We start from the raw sequence: 21,198 nt of genomic DNA, 5'->3' as shown, positions 1-21,198 counted from the left end.
TATATAGATACCATATTACAAAAAAGGATGCCTAAGTAAAGCCTAATGTTTTGTGAAATGTTGTTAATTAAATGCTACAATTCTTAGCTATTGGCGTTTAAACGTAACAATACTACGTCTTTATAAGAGCGGCTTACCGGAATGGACTTGTTTTCGATTACGATTTCCTCATTAGTATAGGAATCAATATGTTTAATAGATATGATAAAAGATCGATGCGTACGGATAAAATCTTGTTGATTTAACTTGGCCTCTATTGTACTAATATTTTCTCTGGTAACTATGGTATTTTCTCTACAATGAATCTTTAAATAATCACTATAGCTTTCAATATATAAGATATCTTTAAAGTTGATTTTTTTCATTCTGCGCTCGGACCTAACAAAAATAAAATCAGAAGCTGTAGGTTCTTGCTCTGGGCTATTGAGCGCTTTTTGATTGGTTTCGAAATATGTATTCACCGCTTGTAATAAGCGTTCAAATGAAATCGGTTTTAACAAGTAATCTACAGCTTGTAAGTCAAAGCCTTCGATAGCGTATTCTCTATACGCAGTAGTAAATATGATTTTAATTGCTCTGTTAATCGATTTGGCAAAAGATATACCGGTAATACCTGGCATATTTATATCCAGAAAGATAAGGTCAATTTTTTTTTGATTTATGATATTGAAAGCTTCCACTGCGCTTGGACAACTGGCAACAACAGTCAACCGATCTATTTTTGCCAAATGGGTTTCCAGAATATCTCTTGCTGTGGGCTCATCATCCACGATGATACAATGTATGGCATTTTGCATTAGTTGTTAATTTTTTAGATGTAGGTTTACTTCAAACCAGTCTTTGGTTTGGTTTATGGATAATTGATGTTGATTTGGATATACTAATTCCAATCGCTTTCGAACATTCTTTAATCCAATACCAGCATTAGTTGTATCCATTTGTTTATCAATACTATTTTTAATTGAAAATAGAATAGAATTTTGGTGGCACTCCAGGTTCATTACAATGCTTAATTTACCGTTCACTAAACTGCCGTGTTTAAAGCTGTTCTCTATAAAAGGTATTAACAGCATAGGAGGAATTTCAATGCTATTGTTATCACAGAATGCATTTATTGTTACATCCAAAGTATCACGAAATCTCATTTTTTCAAGCGAAATATAATCTTTGATATGATGTAATTCTTGTTCTAAGGATACTAATGGTTTATCAACTTGATATAAAAGATAATCTAGTAAATTAGATAATTTTAAAATCATATCAGGAGCCTCCTCTGATTTCTGAAGCGCAAACCCATATAAGGTATTTAGCGTATTAAATAGAAAATGAGGATGAATTTGCATTTTTAAGTAGTTCAACTCCTGTTGTTTTACTTGTAATTGGGCTTCTAGGATTTTTGTCTGAAGCTTTTGATTTGCTTGATTAGTAATGTAGTTATATTGCAATAACCGTATTGCTGAAGCAATAAAAATAACAAAGTAAACAGCTATAAAAAGAAAGAACGGACTCCGGGTCATTGGCGCCATTTGCGCTACGCTAAAGGAAGACAAAAATACGACTCCGTAAAAAAAGAATAAGACAATAAAGAAGGCTGAAATGATAGCGGTATATACCGCGTACAATATAAACACGGTATATTTTTTTTGTAACAGATAGTTAGGGATCAGTTGATCGATAACATAGTAGGTAGTACCTACTGTGACTGGCATTAAAAATAGAGAGAAGTAAAATGCGTAGCTTTTATTATTGGTGTCGTACCCAAAAAAATAGGTGTAACACATTAGAATTAAAACCCAAAAAATGAGGTGAATACAAAAGACACCTATTTTCTTTAGTATAATTCCTTTGCTTACTTTCATAGTGCTACAATATCAATATTTTTATTGGATTGAAAGCGATAAAGCTACCAAATACAGATTTAATACCGTATTCAACAATTTTAGGAAAGTAAATTTTAATTTTGAACAAACGTTGTCAATTCCATCGCTAATTCCGTAGTTGAGCGCATTTATAAAAAAGGTAGAAGAACACGCCATACTTTTGGAACTGTTAACTATAAAAACATACATTATGATCAAAGTAACAATTGTTTCATTAGCGAGTACATTATTATTTATTCCTGTAGTAAGCCTATTAGAAGAAGGAGGGCTATTTTTTATGATTCCTTTACTTTTACTATTGGTGCTTTCCTTGTTTCTTATTGCAAGAGCTGGTTGGTTTATTGCCAAAAAAGACACTGTTCGGTCGGAAAAATACTCGAAATTGATTAATTCTATAGGGTTATTAGCTCTAGTTTGGGGGATGTTAGGGCAATTAATTGGGGTAATAGGAATGTTCGATAGCGTAGAAAAGATTGGGGAAATATCCACCCATATATTCGCTGCCGGTCTTAAAGTTTCTGCTTTACCACCAGTATTTGGTTTTGTAGTATTCATCGTAACAAGGATTGCTACGATTATCCTTACCTGGCTACAAAGCGAGAAAGCCTAAATTATACGAAGAATTATTTATCAAATAAAAAAAATATAAACCTCTATTTTAGGATAGGGGTTTACACTTTATGGGTGCCATCGCAATAAGGAGGTGTCTTGGTTAATTTACAGGTGCATAAGTATGCTTTCTTTTCTTCTACAACGGTAAAAACTATAGGTATACCACCTTCTTTTTTGTGCGCACCATTACAAAAAGGTTGATCTTCGCTATACCCACAACTACACCAGGCATATCTCTTGTCTTTTTCTAATTCTATTGCTATAGGTTCATTTCCTGCTCTCTTAGGTGTACTCATTGTATCTATTTTTGTTCTAAGTTACGTAGAAATCCATTTAGATTGAAAACAAATAAGTTGCTCCAGACTTAGATTTTAGCCTGATAGGTATACAAGTCAAAATAGCGCCCTTGTGCACTAATCAAATCATCGTGTGTACCTCGTTCTACAATTTTACCAGCTTCAATAACCAAAATTTGATCTGCCTTGCGAATGGTGCTTAATCTGTGAGCAATAACAAAAGTAGTTCTGCCTTGCATTAAGGCTCCTAAGCTTTTTTGAATCAAAGATTCACTTTCAGTATCCAAATTTGAAGTCGCTTCATCTAGTATGATGATTTTTGGATTAGCCAGTATCGCTCTGGCTATAGCGATACGTTGCCGTTGTCCACCAGAGAGTTTGACACCTCTTTCTCCGATAATGGTTTCCATACCGTTCTCAAATCGATCTGTAAACTCATTAACATAAGCTGCTTTAACTGCATATTGTAACTGCTCCTCGGTAGCATCAGGACGCGGGAAAAGGATATTTTCTCGTATTGTACCTTCAAATAAAAATTCGTCTTGTAATACTACACCGAGGTATTTTCTATAGCTATTGAGTTTTACTTTGGATAAATCATTACCATCAATGGTAATACGTCCTGTTTCTGGATTAAGAAAGGTGGCCGCCAAACCAGCAATTGTGGATTTTCCTGAACCTGAAGTTCCTACTAAAGCAGTAACCGTACCAGAGGAAGCTTCAAAGTTAATATCGTGTAAAACGCGTTTGTTTTCTTCATACGAAAAACATACATCATTGAACTTAATGTTTCCTTTTAGCTCTGCCAATTCAATTGTTCTTTGGGATTCATCTTCTTCAGGATCAAGGTTCATAAGTTCCTCCGTTCTATCCAGGCCAGCTAGTGCTTCCGTCAATTGGCTTCCGATGTTACTCATCTGTACAATAGGGGCAATCATAAAGGCCAAAACCATAGTGAAAAAGAGAAAGTCTCCAACTGTCATTTCATCGATCATCATATAATAACCACCAATCCCCATAATGCCTGTTGAGGCTACACCGGCAAGTAAAAAAGTAGAGGAACTGGTCATTAAGGCAGTAGCGGTAAGGCTTTTTTTAACGTTTTGAAATAAACGATCTACTCCTTTTTCAAAAGTTACGTTCTCTTGCGCTTCGGCATTAAAAGCTTTGATCACTCTAACACCGGCTAGAGATTCGGTAAGTCGTCCTTTGACTTCAGCATTGATTTGACCACGTTTTCTAAATATGGGTCTGATGTATTTAAATGCTTTTAGCGCTACTAAACCAAAAAGGCTAACAGGAACCAGTACAAAAAGAGTCATCCAGGGATTTATGTAAATTAAGATGATCAATGATACTACTGCGGTGAAAATACCGCCTATCATTTGTACTAATCCCGTGCCTATTAAATTGCGTACGCCTTCCACATCACTCATAATTCGAGATACTAAAGCTCCTGATTTGTTATTATCAAAAAACTTAATAGGTAGCGACAGTACTTTTTTCTGAACCTTAGCACGCAGTTCTGATATTAAATATTGTGCTTGCACACTGAGAATACGCGTAAGTAAAAACGAGGTAGTGGCCTGTACTAATATAGCTGCTCCTACGATTATTAATAAATCATAGAGCTGATCCATATCCTTACTTGGAATAACTTCATCTAATAAAGCTTTGCTTTTCCAAGGCAAGATCAATCCCGCTGTTCTATTGAATACAATAAGTAGTAATCCTATAAAAACCAGATTTCTCCTGGGCCAAATAATGGTTTTGAACGCCGATATTATATTGACTTTATTTTGTTTCTCTGTTTTATTTTTCATTATCAGATTGATTTTGAAATAGTTTTATGGTGTAATCTAATAATTCCACATCACCCCATTTTCCGTGTCCAGGAATTACGATGTTAACGTTTGGATATGTCTTTTTTATGTTGCTGACTGTGTTGGACCATTCGTTTACATTAGCATCACTTAGATTTCCTTTTTGAGCGCCTTGACTTTTGATCATACAGCCGCCAAATAATATGTTTTCTGCAGGGAAATAAGAGATGATATTGTCTGATGTATGTGCCTCACCCACAAATTGGTTGATAATTTGCTTTGACTTAAGATTCAGGCGGAGGTCATTCTCAAAGGTAATATCTGGTAGTGGCGAATTGTTTTTTTGCATCATATTGGCAGTTTTGGTAGAAGCAATGGTAGGTATGTTTAAAGATTGGTAAATCTCAATCCCCTCAGTACAATCTCTGTGAAAATGATTGAATACTACTCCTTTAATTGCTATGTTGTTTGATGTTAGGAGCTTAATAAGTTCTTGGACCGCTTCTTCGTTTGCAGGGGAATCAAAAATAAAAGCTTCCTTATCATCGATATAAATAAAACCATTACAAGGGTAAGTATTACCACTATCTAAGGTGATTGTAGAGATGTGTACATAACTGGATGCATTGATTTTATGTATTTCTAAATGTTTGGTAATTGACTTGGAAAGATCTTGAGCATTACCTGGTAAAGTACTGAGTAATAGTAATCCTAAGAAAACAATAGTAGTGAAATAGCTTTTAGTCATTAATTTTTTGATTTGAATGAATTGTGAACTAAATATGTAATCATAATATATCCCAGTGCCGGTATACCTACCCAAATGAGCTCACTAAGAATAACCTTAAGACCCCACTGGCTAAAGAATCTACTTGCTCCTATTGGGGATACTTGTATGGGTCTAAAAGGAAAGAAATATCGTGTAGTATCAAAAGGCGATAAAAAAGCAATCCCCAGTCCTCCCGTGGTCATCGCATCTAAGACACCGTGTGAGGCTGTACAACTAAAGAAATATATAAAAAGAAAAACACCTTGATATGCTTTCATTTTTTTCCTATAAAAAAGAAAGCATATAAGAAGACTTAAGATACAAGCAAATAGTAGTGAATGGGTAAATCCGCGATGCCCCCAGAAATCTCCGTAGGCAATACCAAACTTAAAACCAAGAACATCAACATCTGGAAGTATAGCGCAAATTACACCTAAACTCCATAGTTTTATAGAATAAAGATCGTTCTTGAAACTTTTGCTAAACGCAAATGCAGTAAGTCCGTGCGCAAATATGGAAGCCATAGGCAAAGGCTTTATTTTTTTCTTCTTGGAGCCCTTTTGGAGGAGTTAGTTTTCTTTTTATTTCTTACATAAATCAATTTTGATCTTCCGTTAGGAGCCTCGAACTGCTCAATTTCAAATGTATCGATAGATCTTATTAGAGGCGTTAACTTTTGAAAACCATAATTTCTAGAGTCAAAATTAGGTTGCTTCTTTTGCATCAGATTACCAACATCACCCAGAAAAGCCCATCCATCTTCATCTGCAAGATCATCAATGGTTGCTGATATGATTTTGATTTCTTTGGCAGTCATTTTTTCTACCGAACTTTTCTGATCTGTAGAATTTTCATTTGCATTGGCATCAGTATCAATTTGATGGTATTGCAAAATCTCTAGGTATATGAATTTGTCACAAGCTACAATAAACGGTTCTGGAGTTTTGCGTTCGCCAATTCCGTAAACTTTCATACCCGCTTCACGGAGTCGAGTTGCTAATCGTGTAAAATCACTATCGCTAGATACGATACAAAAGCCTTGGACTTTGCCAGAATATAAGATATCCATGGCGTCAATAATCATGGCAGAATCCGTGGCATTTTTACCTTTGGTATATCCATACTGTTGCATTGGAGAAATAGCATTTTCTAATAATACATTTTTCCACTTGCCTAGCGCAGGTTTTGTCCAGTCTCCGTATATTCTTTTGATGGTAGGATTGCCATATTTGGCAATTTCTTCCATCATTTCCTTAACATAGGCAGAAGGTATATTGTCTCCATCTATTAGGACTGCTAAATTTATTTCCATGATGTACTAAGATTTTGAGAGGCGATTATTTTTATTTCTTTTTCTTTCTGCGATTAAAATTCTTATCACCTTTGGTTTTGGGTTTTTTATATTTTTTTTTGATTTCTCTGTGATATTTACCACCCAAATTGTCCTTTTGGTTCTTCGCTTTTTTCTCGTGAAAAGCAGGTCCGACTTCGTCTTCGTTCCTTTTTAAAGGATTGTATACTTCTACAGGTTTAGGTTGTTCTTCAGGAATTAATTCGTTGGATATTTCAACTTCATCAGGAAAAGGAAGCTTCTCCACAGCAACTTCCATAAGGTTTTCAATATCCGTTAAATATAGTTCTTCTTTGGTTGTTGTAAGCACCAAAGCTACACCCTTTTTTTCTGCACGCCCAGTTCTACCAATACGATGCATATAGTTTTCAGGATATTCTGGGGTGTCTACATTGATCACGTGTGTAATATCATCAATATCGATACCTCTTGCCATAATATCCGTGGCAATTAGGATACGCTGCTCGCCCTTCTCAAAACGTTTAATACTTCTCAAACGATAGTTTTGCGTTTTATTTGAATGAATAACTGCGCATTCCTCAGGAAAAAATATATCTAGCTGTTCAAAAAGACGATCTGCGATTCTTTTGTTATTAACAAATAACAGCACTTTGATATAGGTTTCTGTATCGGTTAATAGGTGTACTAATAAATTGACTTTAGTATTAAAATTGGCAACTTTGTAGCCATATTGTTGAATGTTTTGTAGCGGCGTTCCACTTTTAGCTACAGAGATTTTTTTGGGTGCAATAAAAATAGTTTTAATGATACTTTCCACTTCTTCAGTCATCGTTGCGGAGAACATGATATTTTGTCGTTGACGTGGTAAAATATCAAAAATGTTCATCAATTGTGGTCTAAAGCCTAAGTCCATCATTACATCAACTTCATCGATAATTAATTTTTGAATAGACTTTAGCTGCAGCACCCTACTGGCTGCCAGGTCGAATAATCTTCCGGGCGTAGCGACCAGGACGTCAAGACCTTCTACCACAGCTTTCTTTTGGGTGTTAATATTAGTGCCTCCGTATACACCAAGAACACGGGTACCCATATATTTGGATAACTTTTCTGTCTCTTGAACCACCTGCAGTACCAGTTCTCTGGTGGGTACTAAGATGAGGACTCTTGGATTTATTTGCTCCGAATACTGTAGATTCCTTAATACAGGTAGCAAGTAAGCAAATGTTTTTCCTGTTCCTGTTTGTGCAATGCCAACAATATCCTTGCCCGACAATATGGGAGAAAAAGCTTGCTGTTGAATTGGGGTAGGTTGCTCAAAACCCAAATCATTGATGGCTTTGCGCAACGAAGCAGTTATGTTTAAATCAGTAAAATCCAAGGTGCTAATATTTATTGGTGCAAAGGTAGACTTATTTTGTGACTCTTTTGTTTTTAGCTACTTTTGATACTCATAAAGTAAGTAAAGCAGATGAAAAAAATTTTAGCTTTTGCAGGTTCTAACAGTTCCAATTCTATCAATCAAAAATTGGTGTCTTATGTAGCTTCTCGTTTTAAAGCACATACGGTTAAAGTATTACGATTGTCGGATTATAATTTCCCTATGTATAGTGAAGATGCAGAGCGCGAAGGATTTCCGGGTATGGGATTAGGACTAAAACAGGATATAAAAGACGCAGATGCTTTAATTATCGCTGTAAATGAGCATAATGGTAGTTGGAGCGCCTTTTTTAAAAATATAGTAGATTGGCTTTCGCGCATTGATCGTAATTTTCTTGAAGGGAAGAAAATATTACTGATGAGCACCTCTCCCGGCAAACGCGGGGGATTAAGTTCATTAGAATTTGCAAAACTTGTTTTGCCTAGATTTGGTGCAGAAATAGTAGAAAGTTTTAGTTTTCCCTCTTTTTACGAAAATTATGACGAAAAAGCACAACAAATAACCAATGAAACACTATTACTAGGGCTTAATGAAGTCTTGAGCACATTTGAACACCAAATAAACACCTAGTGCGAACGGAGAAGCAATTTACGATCACCAACATAGAATCTTTTAAACAAAAGTCTTTGTACTGGGCTCAGCGTTTTGACGATATCCTATTTTTAGACAGTAATACGCATCATGATATACATGGTGCATTTGATTTTATAATTGCTGTCGACGCATTTACTGCACTAAAAACGGATTATAAGGATGCATTTAAAAAGTTGGAAGAGTACCAATCATTGACCAATGATTGGTTATTTGGATATATCTCTTATGACCTTAAAAATGATACAGAACATTTAGTATCTGAAAATTACGACGGTTTAGGGTTTGCCGATCTGTATTTTTTTCAACCGAAAAAAATTATTTTTGTAAAGGGAAACAAAGTGACCTTTGCGTATTTAAAAATGGTGGACGATGAAGCAGAGGCGGATTATAAAGAAATTTTGGCAACTGAATTTAACCAGGAGGTAAAACAAAAATCAGACTGCGAGCGGGTGAAAATTAGTGTGAGAATGACTAAGGATGTTTACAAGGAAAAAGTAAACAGTATGTTAGCACACATCCATAGAGGAGATATTTATGAAGCTAATTTTTGTCAAGAATTTTATGCAGAGAATAGCTGTATTGATCCGTATTTAACCTATCAACACCTTAATTCAATTTCAACTCCACCGTTTGCTGCTTTTTTTAAGAATAATGATGCCTATGTGCTATCGGCTTCTCCTGAGCGGTATTTAAGAAAAAAAGGTACTAAAGTAATATCCCAACCGATCAAAGGAACTGCAAAAAGAGCCAGTTCTAGACTAGAGGATGATCATCTGCGCAGTAGTTTGGCAAATGATTCAAAAGAACGATCAGAAAATATTATGATTGTGGATTTGGTTCGTAATGATCTTTCAAAAACCGCATTAAAGGGATCGGTAAAAGTAGAGGAGCTGTGTAAGGTCTATACATTTAAGCAAGTGCATCAAATGATTTCTACGGTTTCATCAGAGGTAGCTGTGGATTGTTCTCCAGTTAAAATCATTGAAAGTACTTTTCCAATGGGCAGTATGACAGGCGCTCCTAAAGTATCTGCTATGAAAATTATAGAAGAACTGGAAGATACCAAACGAGGAGTCTATAGTGGAGCTATCGGTTATTTTAACCCTAAGGGTGACTTCGACTTTAATGTTGTTATCAGAAGCATTTTGTACAACAGTACTAAAAAATATATTTCCTATTCTGTTGGTGGTGCCATAACCGCTAAATCAAATCCTGATAAAGAATATGAGGAGTGTTTAGTAAAGGCAAAAGCTATGCGAGAGGTTTTGGAACAGCAATAGAGCAGCTTTATTTACACCAAATTACGCCTAAAACTTTTTCTAACAGTAATAATGGTTTCTTTAACCTCTTGTGATGTGGCACCCACAACAGTCGCGATTTCATCAAAATTCAGCTTACCAAAAACAAAAAGATCGATGATTTTAGAGGTGTTGATAGGTAACCAACTATAAAATTTCCCTAAAAGGCGCTGCTTGTTTCGGTTTTCAGGTTCGGTTTTAGCTACAATCTTTAAGATTTCAGAATCCGTATCATCATAGATAAAAGGTGCTTTACGTTCCTTGTTTTGATGATAGCAAATATCATTTAGCTCTTCATTCATAATATATTCATTATCCGCATCAACGCTATAAGATTCTTCCAGCTGTTTCATTTCTGCTTTTAGAATACCATTAGTACTCACACTCTGTTGATGCCAGCCTTCCTTAGCATATAAGTCGTCAATGATTTTATCTGTAATACTAAAAAGCTTTAATTCTAGGCTACACAAGTTATCTTCTATAAGCTCATTACTATCATACAATTGTACAATCGCATCGTCTATAATTCCATTAGAACAATACATGTTTCGAGGTAGTATCCCAGTGTGTTCCGCGATGTATAATCGATGTTTAATGTAGGGGTGTAGGTGAGGTACGACGGAGAGTAATCTTTTGTTGAAGTCTTTTTGCCCCACTCTAAAGTACTTCTGTAAATCATTAATCCTTTTCATACGATGGAAGTTTAAGAGTTTACTAAAAATAAACAAAACAAATCTATTTTCGTGTTAAAAACTTGATTTTCAGCACTAAAAAATAAAATATAGCCATTTTACGGGGTGGTATAATAAACGTATCTTTGACAATGTAGTAATCCTTGATGATTGGAAACACAATTTGCAAATCACATAAAGAATTCTTTTGCCTTCATCAAAAATAGAAAGGTCCTAATCGCGTGTAGTGGTGGTCTGGATAGTGTAGTGTTAACCAGGCTATTGCATCAACATTGCAAGGCAATTGGCATAGCGCATTGTAATTTTAAGTTAAGGGATAGCGAGAGTGATGGCGATGAATCGTTTGTGCATAAATTGGCACATCAACTTTCCGTTCCTTTTTTTGCCAAAGACTTCGATACCATTAGTTACGCTGATAATAATCAAATATCCATACAAATGGCCGCAAGAGAACTTCGGTACAATTGGTTCAGGGCATTGTCAGAACAATACGATTACGATTATATAGCGACGGCGCATCATTTAGATGATGATTTAGAGACTTTTTTAATAAACCTATCGCGCGGAACGGGTTTAGAGGGATTAACAGGAATTCCCATTATTAACGAGCAAGTAATACGACCACTTTTACTATTCTCCAAAGATGAAATTAAAGCCTTGGCAACTGCAAAGGGTTGGATGTGGAGAGAAGATAGTAGTAACCAGTCGAATAAATATTTAAGAAATAAACTGCGGTTAGAAGTCATACCTAAGCTAAAAGAAACGACGCCTTCATTTCTAAAAAACTTTGGTCAGACCCTTCAAAACCTTCAAAACGCTGAGAATTTTATTAAAAATAGAGCTGCTGAATTACAACATAGCTTATTTGACAAACAAGACAATGGGGTTCTTAAAATCAAGATTTCTGCAATAGAAGCAGAAGGTAATCCCAAAGATATATTGTTTTATGTCTTAAAAGATTTTGGATTTACCGCTTGGAATGATGTATTTGATTTGGTCACGGCGCAACCCGGAAAACAGATTGTATCAGATACCCATCGATTGATTAAAGACCGGGATTTTCTTTTGTTAGACAGCTTTGAAAAGGTTCATCATACTGGCGGCAGTTCTTATTTGATCACTGAAGATGAAGACTTAGTGATGATCCAACCAGGTACTTTGAAATTTGAAGTAGTTTCTCAAATTCAAGATAGAAACCGTTCCGTTGCTTATTTTGATAAGAAAAAGTTAAAGTACCCTTTGCTTGTAAGAAAATGGAAAGAAGGAGACTATTTTTATCCATTAGGAATGAAAGGGAAGAAAAAGCTGAGTAAGTATTTTAAGGACGAAAAGCTATCCGTTTTGGATAAGGAAAAAATTTGGTTATTATGCGCTGGCGATGACATTATTTGGGTGATTGGACATAGGCCTGATGATCGTTATAAAGTTACCTCAAATACAACAGAAATAGTAAAAGTTACAGTAAACAAATGATGAAATATATTACCACATTTTTAATCTCAGTACTATTTAGTTTGACCACCTACGCTCAGGTATTTAATCCCATATCCTGGACAAATTCATTTGAAAAAATTGATGACAGTACCTATGTACTAAAATTTGAAGCTACCCTTGAAAAGGGATGGCATCTCTATTCTCAAGAAGAAGCAGCAACAGATGAAATTGCACCAACACCGACTGAATTTACGTATTATAATGATAATGGCGCTTTTGAACTCATCGGCAAAACCATAGAACCCGAAGGAATCCAGAAATTTGATAAGGTCTTTGAAATGGATATCAAATATTTTGAAGATCACGCGCTTTTTACTCAAAAAATTAAAGTATTAGATCCATCCCTTCAATCTATTAAAGCCTCAGTTGAATTTGGGGTATGTGATGATGAAAAATGTTTACCACCAGATCAAGTAGAGTTTATTTTTAGTCTTAGTGGTGATCAGGAGTCTATTATTCCTGCAGAAACTGAGGTGTCCGATAGAGACAAACAGAAGTCTGAAGCTTTACTAATTGATATACAGGGTAAAGAGAAGTATCTCACCGAAGAGGTTGCGGATCAAAGTTATCTTACAATTTTCTTACTGGGGTTTGTTGGGGGCTTAATTGCACTTTTAACACCATGTGTATTCCCAATGATACCATTAACAGTTTCCTTTTTTACTAAAGGGGCTAAGAATAAAAGAAAAGGAACCATAAACGCTATCTTATATGGATTTTTTATTTTTGCAATTTATGTACTGTTAAGTCTACCTTTCCACTTGTTGGATTCTGTTGATCCAGAAATTCTAAATAATATTTCAACCAATGTTACCTTAAACATTATATTTTTCGTCATTTTTATCGCTTTTGCATTTTCCTTTTTTGGATATTATGAAATTACATTGCCTTCATCCTGGAGTAATGCACTAGACAGTAAGGCGAATGCAGTAGGTGGTGTGATTGGTATCTTCTTTATGGCACTAGTACTGGCTTTGGTTTCATTTTCATGCACCGGTCCTATATTAGGATCGCTTTTAGGAGGATCCTTAAGTACAGATGGAGGTGCTATTCAGCTAAGTTTTGGTATGGGTGGTTTTGGACTTGCCTTGGCCTTACCTTTTGCTTTATTTGCCCTGTTTCCTAATTGGCTGAATTCCTTACCAAAAAGTGGTGGTTGGTTAAATACCGTAAAGGTGGTTTTAGGCTTTATAGAGCTGGGACTTGCTTTCAAGTTTTTGTCCAATGCAGATTTGGTGGAACACTGGGGTATTTTGAAAAGAGAAATTTTTATTGGGATTTGGATACTCGTTGGTATTGCTTTAGCCCTTTACCTTTTTGGTGTTATACGTTTTCCGCACGATGGTCCGAAGGGTAAATTGAGTACTGGGAGAAAATCCTTTGGAGTGATATCTTTATTATTTGTCTTGTATTTAATACCAGGTTTAACGAATACAGCATACGCCAACTTAAAATTACTAAGTGGTTTTCCACCTCCTTTGTTTTATAGTATTTATGACAAAGAAACGCACGGACCTTTAGGTCTAAATGCTTATATGGATTTTGAAAAGGGTTTACAAGCGGCCAAAGCTCAAAACAAGCCGATTATGATTGATTTTACGGGTTGGGCGTGTGTTAATTGTCGAAAGATGGAAGAGCAGGTTTGGAGTTATCCAGAGGTGATGCAAACCCTCAAAGAAGACTATGTGTTAATTTCACTTTATGTAGACGATAGAGAAAAACTCAGTAAAGAGGAACAATTTAACTATGTAAAACAAGACGGTAGTATTAAAAAAATTAGAACGGTAGGGGATAAGTGGGCTACTTTCCAAACGCTGAATTTCAAGAATAATTCTCAACCGTTTTATGTCTTAATAGATAGCCAGTTTAATCTTTTAAACACAACTACAGCTTATACACCTGAGGCTACGGAATATTTGGATTGGCTACAACAAGGGCTTAAAAGATTTAAGGAAAAGCAACCTTCGCCGTTATTCAATTTTCAATCAGCCAACTGATGAACACAGCGTTAATTACAGGGGCTTCAAGCGGAATTGGATTAGAGTTGGCAATAGTTTTTGCGCGGCACAACATAAATTTGGTCCTTGTAGCCAGGAGTGAAGAAAAACTACAAAAAATCAAAGCAACCTTAGAATCGGAGTACCCAATTGCAGTGTTTTTGATTATTAAGGATCTCACCAAACCCGATGCAGCTAAAGAAGTTTTTGAAACAACGACATCTAATGAAATTACCGTGGATTATTTAGTGAATAATGCTGGATTTGGTGACTTTGGAAAGTTTAGCGAAAATGATTGGGAAAAGGAAAAGGCAATGATTGATCTTAATATTATTGCCCTTACACAACTAACCAAGTTATATTTACCGTCTATGCTGAGTCACAATAACGGCAAAATCTTAAATGTTGCCTCAGTAGCTGCTTTTATGCCAGGTCCATTAATGGCTATATACTATGCTACAAAGGCTTTTGTACTTCATTTTTCTGAAGCTATAGCCAATGAGTTGAACGATACAAATATTACAGTTACCGCGCTATGCCCAGGAGCAACGAAAAGCTCATTTTCAGAAGTCGCTAATATGAAAGATAGTAAGCTTTTTAAGAGTTCGAACTTACCTTCTTCAAAAACGGTAGCAGAATACGGCTACAAAGCAATGATGAAAGGTAAAACAGTGGCCGTACACGGATGGAAAAACAAATTATTACTATTTACAACACGATTTATTCCCCGCACTATTGTAACAAAGTTAACTCGTTTGATACAATCAAAATAAGACCGCTATTCCTTGTACTTTCCTGTTAAAATCTCCTTAATTGAAAAAGAGCAGCTAAGGCATTTTTATATCTTATGCCTTTAATTAAAATAAATTTCATGCGATCAAATAAATCATTAGTCATTACCCTACTTTTTATATCGTGGGTATTGACTGCCTGTGCTCAAGACATAACAGATTACCAGGTACAGGATTATTATACCAAGACAGAAGTTAATATCGAAATGCGAGATGGAGTAAAACTGCATACTACAATATACTCTCCAAAGGATACTTCCAAGCAGTATCCGATATTGATGCAGCGAACTCCTTATAGTTCCAGACCTTATGGCAAAGATCAATTCAGATCAAAAATTGGTCCTAATGAATTTTTAATGAAAGAAGGAAATATCATTGTATATCAGGACGTAAGAGGCCGTTGGATGAGTGAGGGTACCTATGATAATATGAGAGCCTATATCCCCAATAAAAAAGGAAAAGAAGTGGATGAGGCCAGTGATACTTATGATACGATAGATTGGTTGGTTAACAATGTGAATAACAACAATGGAAAAGTGGGGATCTGGGGAATATCTTATCCAGGATTTTATGCTACTTATAGTTTGTTAGATGCGCATCCGGCTTTAAAGGCGGTTTCGCCACAAGCTTGTATCGGGGATTTTTTCTTTGATGATTTTCATCATAATGGAGCCTATTTATTAAGCTACTGGAGAGCGACAGCTGTATTTGGTTATGAAAAAACACAACCTACTGCAGAGAGTTGGTATACTTTTCCGGAATTAAAAACCAAGGACCAATATCAGTTTTTCTTAGATGCCGGACCGTTAAGTAATTTAGACGCCTATTATAAAGAGGATAATGTTTTTTGGACACAATTAAAGGAGCACCCCAATTATGATGAGTTTTGGCAGAAAAGAGGGATCATTCAGCATTTAAAGGATATTAAGCCTGCAGTTATGGTAGTGGGAGGTTTGTTTGATGCTGAGGATTTATATGGTCCTTTTGAAACCTATGAGAAAATTGAAGAAAATAGTGATACGTATAACACTATGGTTTTTGGACCTTGGAGTCACGGTGATTGGGCACGTACTAAAAAACGACAAGCGATAGGTAATATCTATTTTGGAGATGATATTTCATTAGATTTTCAGAAAAATATCGAAACATCATTTTTCAATCATTTTCTTAAAGGACCAGCCAATGGCGAAACCGGTCTTCCGGAAGTGAAAATTTTTAACACTGGTACCATGCAATGGGATAGCTTTAGTGAGTGGCCTCCAAAAAAAGCAGCTAAAAAAACAATGTACCTCTCCAATTCAAATTTAACAGACAAGCCTGGAGCAGGATCTACTGAATTTATCAGTGATCCTAAAAAGCCAGTGCCTTACTCAGAAGATATTAAAATGGTATTTACTCCACGAAAGTATATGACCGATGACCAGCGATTTGCAGCCAGGAGACCTGATGTTTTAGTATTTGAGACTCCTGTGTTAGATGAAGATATAACCTTATCTGGAGAAATCTTGGCCAAACTAAAGGTAGCAACCACAGGCACAGCTGCTGATTGGGTAGTAAAAGTAATAGATGTTTACCCACCGGATGCGGAAGACTTCGAAGAAACTCAAGAATATCTTAAGATGTCTAATTATCATATGATGGTAAGAAGCGAAGTACTTAGAGGTCGTTTTAGAAATGACTTTAGCAAACCAGAACCATTTGTGCCTAATCAAAAAACTGATGTTACTATAAAACTACAGGATGTATATCATACCTTTAAAAAGGGTCACAAGATACAAGTACAGGTACAAAGCACCTGGTTTCCTTATATTGACCTTAATCCACAGACCTATGTGGACAACATTTTTAAAGCAAAGGCATCTGATTTTAAAAAACAGACGCATTCGGTCTATGAAGATTCAGCAATTGAAGTATTTGTGTTAGAAAAATAGTTGGTACAAAACTATTTTTTAAATGTACAGAATGATCGAACGTATTTTAGCTTTAAATGAAGATATCCTTTAGAATGTACATTCGACAATAATGAAGCAAGGTAAAAAACCGAATCATTGAATTCGGTTTTTTTATATTATCGATTTTTTTTGTAAGATTAATACTACTCTATTTGTTTTTGTTTAATTTTTTTAGGTAATATGGAGGGTAAATATTGTTTTTTATCTATTTTTTAGTAAATTTCAGGTATGAAGAAATCTTTACTTACCATCAGCGCTTTTTTTCTCTTTTTTTTGGTCGCAGTGGCAAAGCCTATTGCTGTAAATCAATTAAATTTTAAGAACATCAAAGATACTATACAATTTAGTCAGGCGATTGATTCGCTAAGAATTCTTATAAAGGCCAACGAGTTGGTCAAAGCAGAAAAACTTTCGCTTAGCTTAATAGCACAAGGCAAAAAAATGGAGTATCACAAAGGTTTGGGAGAAGCATACCTTTATCAAGGTCGTATACTTAAAAAGTCTAAAAAGTACCTAAAAGCAATCAGGAGTTTTGATCAATCCGAGGAGAGTTTTAAAAAAGCTAACGACCTACAGGGGTTAGCCTATGTATATAACGATAGATTTGTCTTGGAGTTTGAAAGAGGTAACGTAGAGCGAAGTTCAGATTATTTACTAGAGGCTAAAATGTATTACGAAAAGTTGAAGGATAGCTCTGGTCTTGTTATTGTTTATAATAACCTAGGAAATGTATATGCTGGTTTACAAGATCTTGATGCTTCCGCCGAATATTTTAAGAAAGCCATCGATATGCGCAAAAAGACTGGGTTTACAAAAAATATTGGGATGGTCATGAATAATTTGGCGTATATCTATTTACAAAATAATCAACCTAAAAAAGCAAAGGCAATTTTACCAGAGGCCTTAGCCATAAATAAAAAAGACAGTATTGATGCTTCCATTGCGCACAGTTATAATATCATGGCAGAAGTAGCACTATATGAAGAAGATTATGATTTAGCTAAGAAATATTATGAAACATCCTTAGATATCGCTAAAGAAAGTTATGAGATGTTAGCTGTAGATAATAAACAACAACTGGGTTATTTAGCAATGAAATCTGGTAAGTATAAAAAAGCTGAACGCTTGCTTGCTGCAGCAAGAAAGGAATTTACAGATTTTGGAGCCATTCAATCCTTGCTCAAGAATTATCAGTTTACTTCTAAGTTGGATTCTGCAAGAGGTAATCTTGCAGGAGCGTTGGAATGGCAAAAGAAATACCAAAAACTTTCTGATAAACGGATGGCAGATTTATCTTCTGATAAGATGGAACGCGCGGAAGCAAGATACAAGGCTGAATTAGAACAATTGAAACGATTAGATGAGCAAGAAAAACAAGAACAAAAGACAAAAAATGAATTGTTCAAGTATAGGATATATACGTATTCTGCACTTGGAGTTCTTTTGATAATCGCAGTGTTTTCCATATTTATTATTCGTTCCAGAAGAGAACGTAAACGATTAATTAAGGAGCTACACGAGTCTAATCTTGTTAAAAATAAGCTCTTTTCTATAATCTCTCACGACCTTAAAAATGAAATATCAGGCTTAGATGGTACTTTAAAATTGCTAAAAGAGAATACCATCTCTGTAGAGGAATTTAATGAAATCATTCCATTATTAGCCAATCGTACCAATCAAACCTGGATTATGTTAAATAATTTATTGAACTGGTCAAAATCTCAAATGAATGAATTAAATGCCAATCCTGTAAGCTTTGATATCAATGATTTAATTGCCAGTAAATTTGAATTTTTTAAACCAAAAGCAGATCAAAAGGATATTAAGTTAATTAATGAATTAAAAAATGCAACGATCTATGCCGATAAGGATATGGTTTCTATCGTTGCTCAAAATTTACTTGCCAATGCTATTAAATTCTGTAACCCAGGCGATACTATTGCCTTACAGTCAATAGAAAGAGAGGATCATTATGATATATGTTTCAAGGATTCAGGTGTAGGTATTGATCCCTCAAACCTTCATAAGTTATTTGCAGAAGATACCTTTACCACCACCGGAACTCAGAACGAATCAGGTACGGGATTAGGTTTAAAAATTTGTAAAGAATTGGTAGAGTTAAATAACGGAAAAATTAAGGTTGAAAGCGAGTTAGGAAAAGGAAGTACATTCTATATTTCACTGCCTAAAGCTGCGTAATAAATTATTGTTTAAATGGATTTCAACCCCAAACTATGAAGAAAACGTTCTTTTTATATTTTTTACTATTCATTACTGTTTTTATTGCTACAGCACAAAATAAAGCGGAAATCGTAGATCAAATAGCCAGCAAGACCATTAAGGATACTACGCAATTTGCGGAAGCACTTTCTGAAGTTGATAAATTCATTGATGATAAGGAATTTATTATTGCAGCTATATTTTTGGATAATTTAATTGAGCAAGGAAAGCGGTTAAACTATTTAAAAGGCTTGGGAGATGTTTATTTTAAGAAAAGCTTGGTGTTAAAAGGTCAAAAAAACTATCTGGAAGCAATCAGTAATTATGAAAAAGCAGAGGATTTCTATAGAAAGGCAAATAGCCTTGAAGGCTTAGCAAAACTTTATAACGGAAGGTTTGTTTTAGAGTATGAACGAGGAAATATTGAAAGAGGAGCAGATTATTTGTTAGAGTCCAAAATGTATTATGAAAAACTGAATGATAGTTCAGGTTTGGCCATAAATTACAATAATCTTGGTATGGTATACTCTGAGATGGATGATTTAGATGCCTCAGAAAAATTCTTTAGAAAATCTATTGAAATACGGAAAAAAATCGGCGTGCTCAAAAATGTAGGTTTGGTAATGAATAATTTAGGTTTCATTTATCTACAAAATAACAAACCTAACAAGGCTAAGGAAATACTAAAAGAGGCGTTAGCGATAAACAAAAAAAATAAAAGTGATCGATACATAGGACATACCTATAATATCATGGCAGAGACGGCTTTATCTGAAAAAGATTATCAACAAGCAAAAAACTATTACAAGACATCACTTACCTTTTCAAATAAAGCGAATTATTATATGCTATCCGGCGATAATAAACAGCAGTTGGGTTATGTAGCAATGCAATTAGGGCGATATAAGACAGCTGAAGAATTATTAGCTAAGGCCAGAAAAGAGTTTACAGATCTTGGCGCATCACAGTTAGTCTTGAAAAATTATAAATATTCTGCAAAATTAGACTCGGCAAGAGGGAATTTATCCGGAGCATTGGCATGGCAAAAGAAATATCAAAAACTATCAGATAAAAGAATGGCTGATTTGTCTTCAAAAAAGCTAGAAAGAGCTGAAGATAGATATAAAGCTGAATTAGAACAATTAAGAAGGATAGATGAACAAGAAAAAAGAGAGCGAAAAAATCAAACAGCACTTTTTAAATACAAGATTTTAACTTTTTCTGCACTGGGTGTGTTGGTAGTGGTCGCGATATTTTCAGTATTTATTATTAAATCCAGAAGGGAGCGAAAGCGACTTATTGTAGAACTTAATGAGTCTAATTTAGTAAAGAACAAATTATTCTCCATAATATCTCATGATTTAAAAAATGAAATTTCAGGTTTAGATGGTACGCTGAAATTACTTAAAGAGAACTCCATATCTACTGATGAGTTCCAAGAAATCATTCCCTTATTAGCAAATCGAACGCATCAAACTTCAATTATGCTAAACAACCTATTGAATTGGTCAAAATCCCAAATGAACGAATTAAATCCGAAACCTGTTATCTTTGATATCCACGATTTGATTGCAAATAAGTTTGAATTTTTTAAACCAAAAGCAGATCAAAAAGATATCAAACTCATTAATGATTTGCAAAAATTGAAAATCTATGCAGACAAAGATATGATCTCCATTGTTGCTCAGAATTTACTTGCTAATGCTATTAAGTTCTGTAATCCAGGTGACATAATTGTATTAAAGTCAATAGAAAGAGAGGATCATTACGATATTTGTTTTAAGGATTCTGGAGTGGGGATAGACGCTTCAAACCTTAACAAGCTATTTGCAGAAGATACATTTACCACCACTGGAACTCAAAACGAATCTGGAACAGGATTAGGTTTAAAAATATGTAAAGAACTGGTAGAATTGAACAAAGGAAAAATCAATGTAGAAAGCAAAATAGGTAAGGGGAGTACATTTTATGTTTCCTTACCTAAAGCAGCATAGAAAAATTGGAATCCTTAGCAGATAATTATGAGA

At 35.0% G+C, this 21,198-nt stretch carries 18 protein-coding genes; 9 read left to right on the top strand and 9 right to left on the bottom strand.

Translation table 11 applies throughout. From position 1 onward, the window contains the following. Positions 1 to 83: 83 nt before the first annotated feature. Together EV197_RS13125 and EV197_RS13120 are read right to left on the bottom strand one after the other, a co-directional pair. Complete coding sequence (locus tag EV197_RS13125) at positions 84 to 797, bottom strand: LytR/AlgR family response regulator transcription factor (protein WP_130287249.1); 714 nt, start codon at positions 795 to 797, stop codon at positions 84 to 86. Between the two features lie 6 nt (positions 798 to 803). Further along, on the bottom strand, positions 804 to 1,709 hold the full coding sequence (locus tag EV197_RS13120; protein WP_242610736.1) for a sensor histidine kinase: 906 nt from the start codon (positions 1,707 to 1,709) through the stop codon (positions 804 to 806). A 361-nt stretch (positions 1,710 to 2,070) separates the two neighbouring features. Here EV197_RS13120 and EV197_RS13115 point away from each other — a divergent pair, with 361 nt between their 5' ends. Beyond that, positions 2,071 to 2,490, top strand: a complete 420-nt coding sequence (locus EV197_RS13115) for a MotA/TolQ/ExbB proton channel family protein (protein ID WP_130287247.1) — start codon at positions 2,071 to 2,073, stop codon at positions 2,488 to 2,490. A 61-nt stretch (positions 2,491 to 2,551) separates the two neighbouring features. Here EV197_RS13115 and EV197_RS13110 read toward each other — a convergent pair whose 3' ends face one another. The 6 genes from EV197_RS13110 to EV197_RS13085 all read right to left on the bottom strand — a co-directional run bounded on the left by EV197_RS13110 (position 2,552) and on the right by EV197_RS13085 (position 8,073). Then, positions 2,552 to 2,788 (bottom strand): CDGSH iron-sulfur domain-containing protein, encoded by a 237-nt coding sequence (locus EV197_RS13110; RefSeq protein WP_130287246.1) that lies wholly within the window; start codon positions 2,786 to 2,788, stop codon positions 2,552 to 2,554. Positions 2,789 to 2,856: 68 nt separating this feature from the next. Then, positions 2,857 to 4,611, bottom strand: a complete 1,755-nt coding sequence (locus EV197_RS13105; protein WP_130287245.1) for an ABC transporter ATP-binding protein — start codon at positions 4,609 to 4,611, stop codon at positions 2,857 to 2,859. Continuing rightward, the gene (gene bla / locus EV197_RS13100) at positions 4,601 to 5,359 is read right to left on the bottom strand and encodes a subclass B1 metallo-beta-lactamase (RefSeq protein ID WP_130287244.1); all 759 of its coding nucleotides are present in this window, start codon (positions 5,357 to 5,359) and stop codon (positions 4,601 to 4,603) included. Before bla ends, EV197_RS13105 begins: the two co-directional genes overlap by 11 nt. Continuing rightward, complete coding sequence (locus EV197_RS13095) at positions 5,359 to 5,904, bottom strand: metal-dependent hydrolase (RefSeq protein WP_130287243.1); 546 nt, start codon at positions 5,902 to 5,904, stop codon at positions 5,359 to 5,361. The genes bla and EV197_RS13095 overlap by 1 nt, the downstream gene beginning before the upstream one ends. Before the next feature lie 11 nt (positions 5,905 to 5,915). Next, entirely contained in the window at positions 5,916 to 6,692 is a 777-nt protein-coding gene (locus EV197_RS13090) for an NYN domain-containing protein (RefSeq protein WP_130287242.1), read from the bottom strand. A 31-nt stretch (positions 6,693 to 6,723) separates the two neighbouring features. Then, a complete protein-coding gene (locus tag EV197_RS13085) occupies positions 6,724 to 8,073 on the bottom strand; it encodes a DEAD/DEAH box helicase (RefSeq protein ID WP_130287241.1) in 1,350 nt (449 codons plus the stop codon). A 90-nt stretch (positions 8,074 to 8,163) separates the two neighbouring features. On the opposite strand from EV197_RS13085, the gene EV197_RS13080 reads away from it, so the two are divergent. Then, positions 8,164 to 8,703, top strand: coding sequence for an NADPH-dependent FMN reductase (locus EV197_RS13080; protein WP_130287240.1), 540 nt, complete (start codon positions 8,164 to 8,166; stop codon positions 8,701 to 8,703). Continuing rightward, the gene (pabB, locus tag EV197_RS13075; protein WP_130287239.1) at positions 8,703 to 10,007 is read left to right on the top strand and encodes an aminodeoxychorismate synthase component I; all 1,305 of its coding nucleotides are present in this window, start codon (positions 8,703 to 8,705) and stop codon (positions 10,005 to 10,007) included. The genes EV197_RS13080 and pabB overlap by 1 nt, the downstream gene beginning before the upstream one ends. A gap of 11 nt (positions 10,008 to 10,018) precedes the next feature. Here the strand turns inward: pabB and EV197_RS13070 are convergent, their stop codons facing one another. After that, positions 10,019 to 10,717: a hypothetical protein gene (locus EV197_RS13070; RefSeq protein WP_130287238.1), complete on the bottom strand. Its 699-nt coding sequence runs from the start codon at positions 10,715 to 10,717 to the stop codon at positions 10,019 to 10,021. Between the two features lie 150 nt (positions 10,718 to 10,867). Here EV197_RS13070 and tilS point away from each other — a divergent pair, with 150 nt between their 5' ends. The 6 genes from tilS to EV197_RS13040 all read left to right on the top strand — a co-directional run bounded on the left by tilS (position 10,868) and on the right by EV197_RS13040 (position 21,165). Further along, the gene (gene tilS / locus EV197_RS13065) at positions 10,868 to 12,190 is read left to right on the top strand and encodes a tRNA lysidine(34) synthetase TilS (protein WP_130287237.1); all 1,323 of its coding nucleotides are present in this window, start codon (positions 10,868 to 10,870) and stop codon (positions 12,188 to 12,190) included. Further along, positions 12,187 to 14,208 (top strand): protein-disulfide reductase DsbD family protein, encoded by a 2,022-nt coding sequence (locus EV197_RS13060; protein WP_130287236.1) that lies wholly within the window; start codon positions 12,187 to 12,189, stop codon positions 14,206 to 14,208. The genes tilS and EV197_RS13060 overlap by 4 nt, the downstream gene beginning before the upstream one ends. After that, positions 14,208 to 14,981 carry an SDR family NAD(P)-dependent oxidoreductase gene (locus tag EV197_RS13055; RefSeq protein ID WP_130287235.1) on the top strand — a complete coding sequence of 258 codons (774 nt, stop codon included), beginning with the start codon at positions 14,208 to 14,210 and terminating at the stop codon, positions 14,979 to 14,981. Before EV197_RS13060 ends, EV197_RS13055 begins: the two co-directional genes overlap by 1 nt. A 98-nt stretch (positions 14,982 to 15,079) precedes the next feature. Beyond that, positions 15,080 to 16,930, top strand: a complete 1,851-nt coding sequence (locus EV197_RS13050) for a CocE/NonD family hydrolase (RefSeq protein ID WP_130287234.1) — start codon at positions 15,080 to 15,082, stop codon at positions 16,928 to 16,930. Between the two features lie 249 nt (positions 16,931 to 17,179). Continuing rightward, positions 17,180 to 19,150 (top strand): tetratricopeptide repeat-containing sensor histidine kinase, encoded by a 1,971-nt coding sequence (locus EV197_RS13045; protein WP_130287233.1) that lies wholly within the window; start codon positions 17,180 to 17,182, stop codon positions 19,148 to 19,150. A gap of 35 nt (positions 19,151 to 19,185) precedes the next feature. Continuing rightward, a complete protein-coding gene (locus EV197_RS13040; protein ID WP_130287232.1) occupies positions 19,186 to 21,165 on the top strand; it encodes a tetratricopeptide repeat-containing sensor histidine kinase in 1,980 nt (659 codons plus the stop codon). The last annotated feature ends 33 nt before the right edge of the window (positions 21,166 to 21,198 follow it).

The organism is Aquimarina brevivitae, assembly GCF_004216895.1.
Classification (GTDB): domain Bacteria; phylum Bacteroidota; class Bacteroidia; order Flavobacteriales; family Flavobacteriaceae; genus Aquimarina; species Aquimarina brevivitae.
Note: the sequence above shows the minus strand (reverse complement) of the source record. Positions and strands in the feature narration are given on the sequence as shown.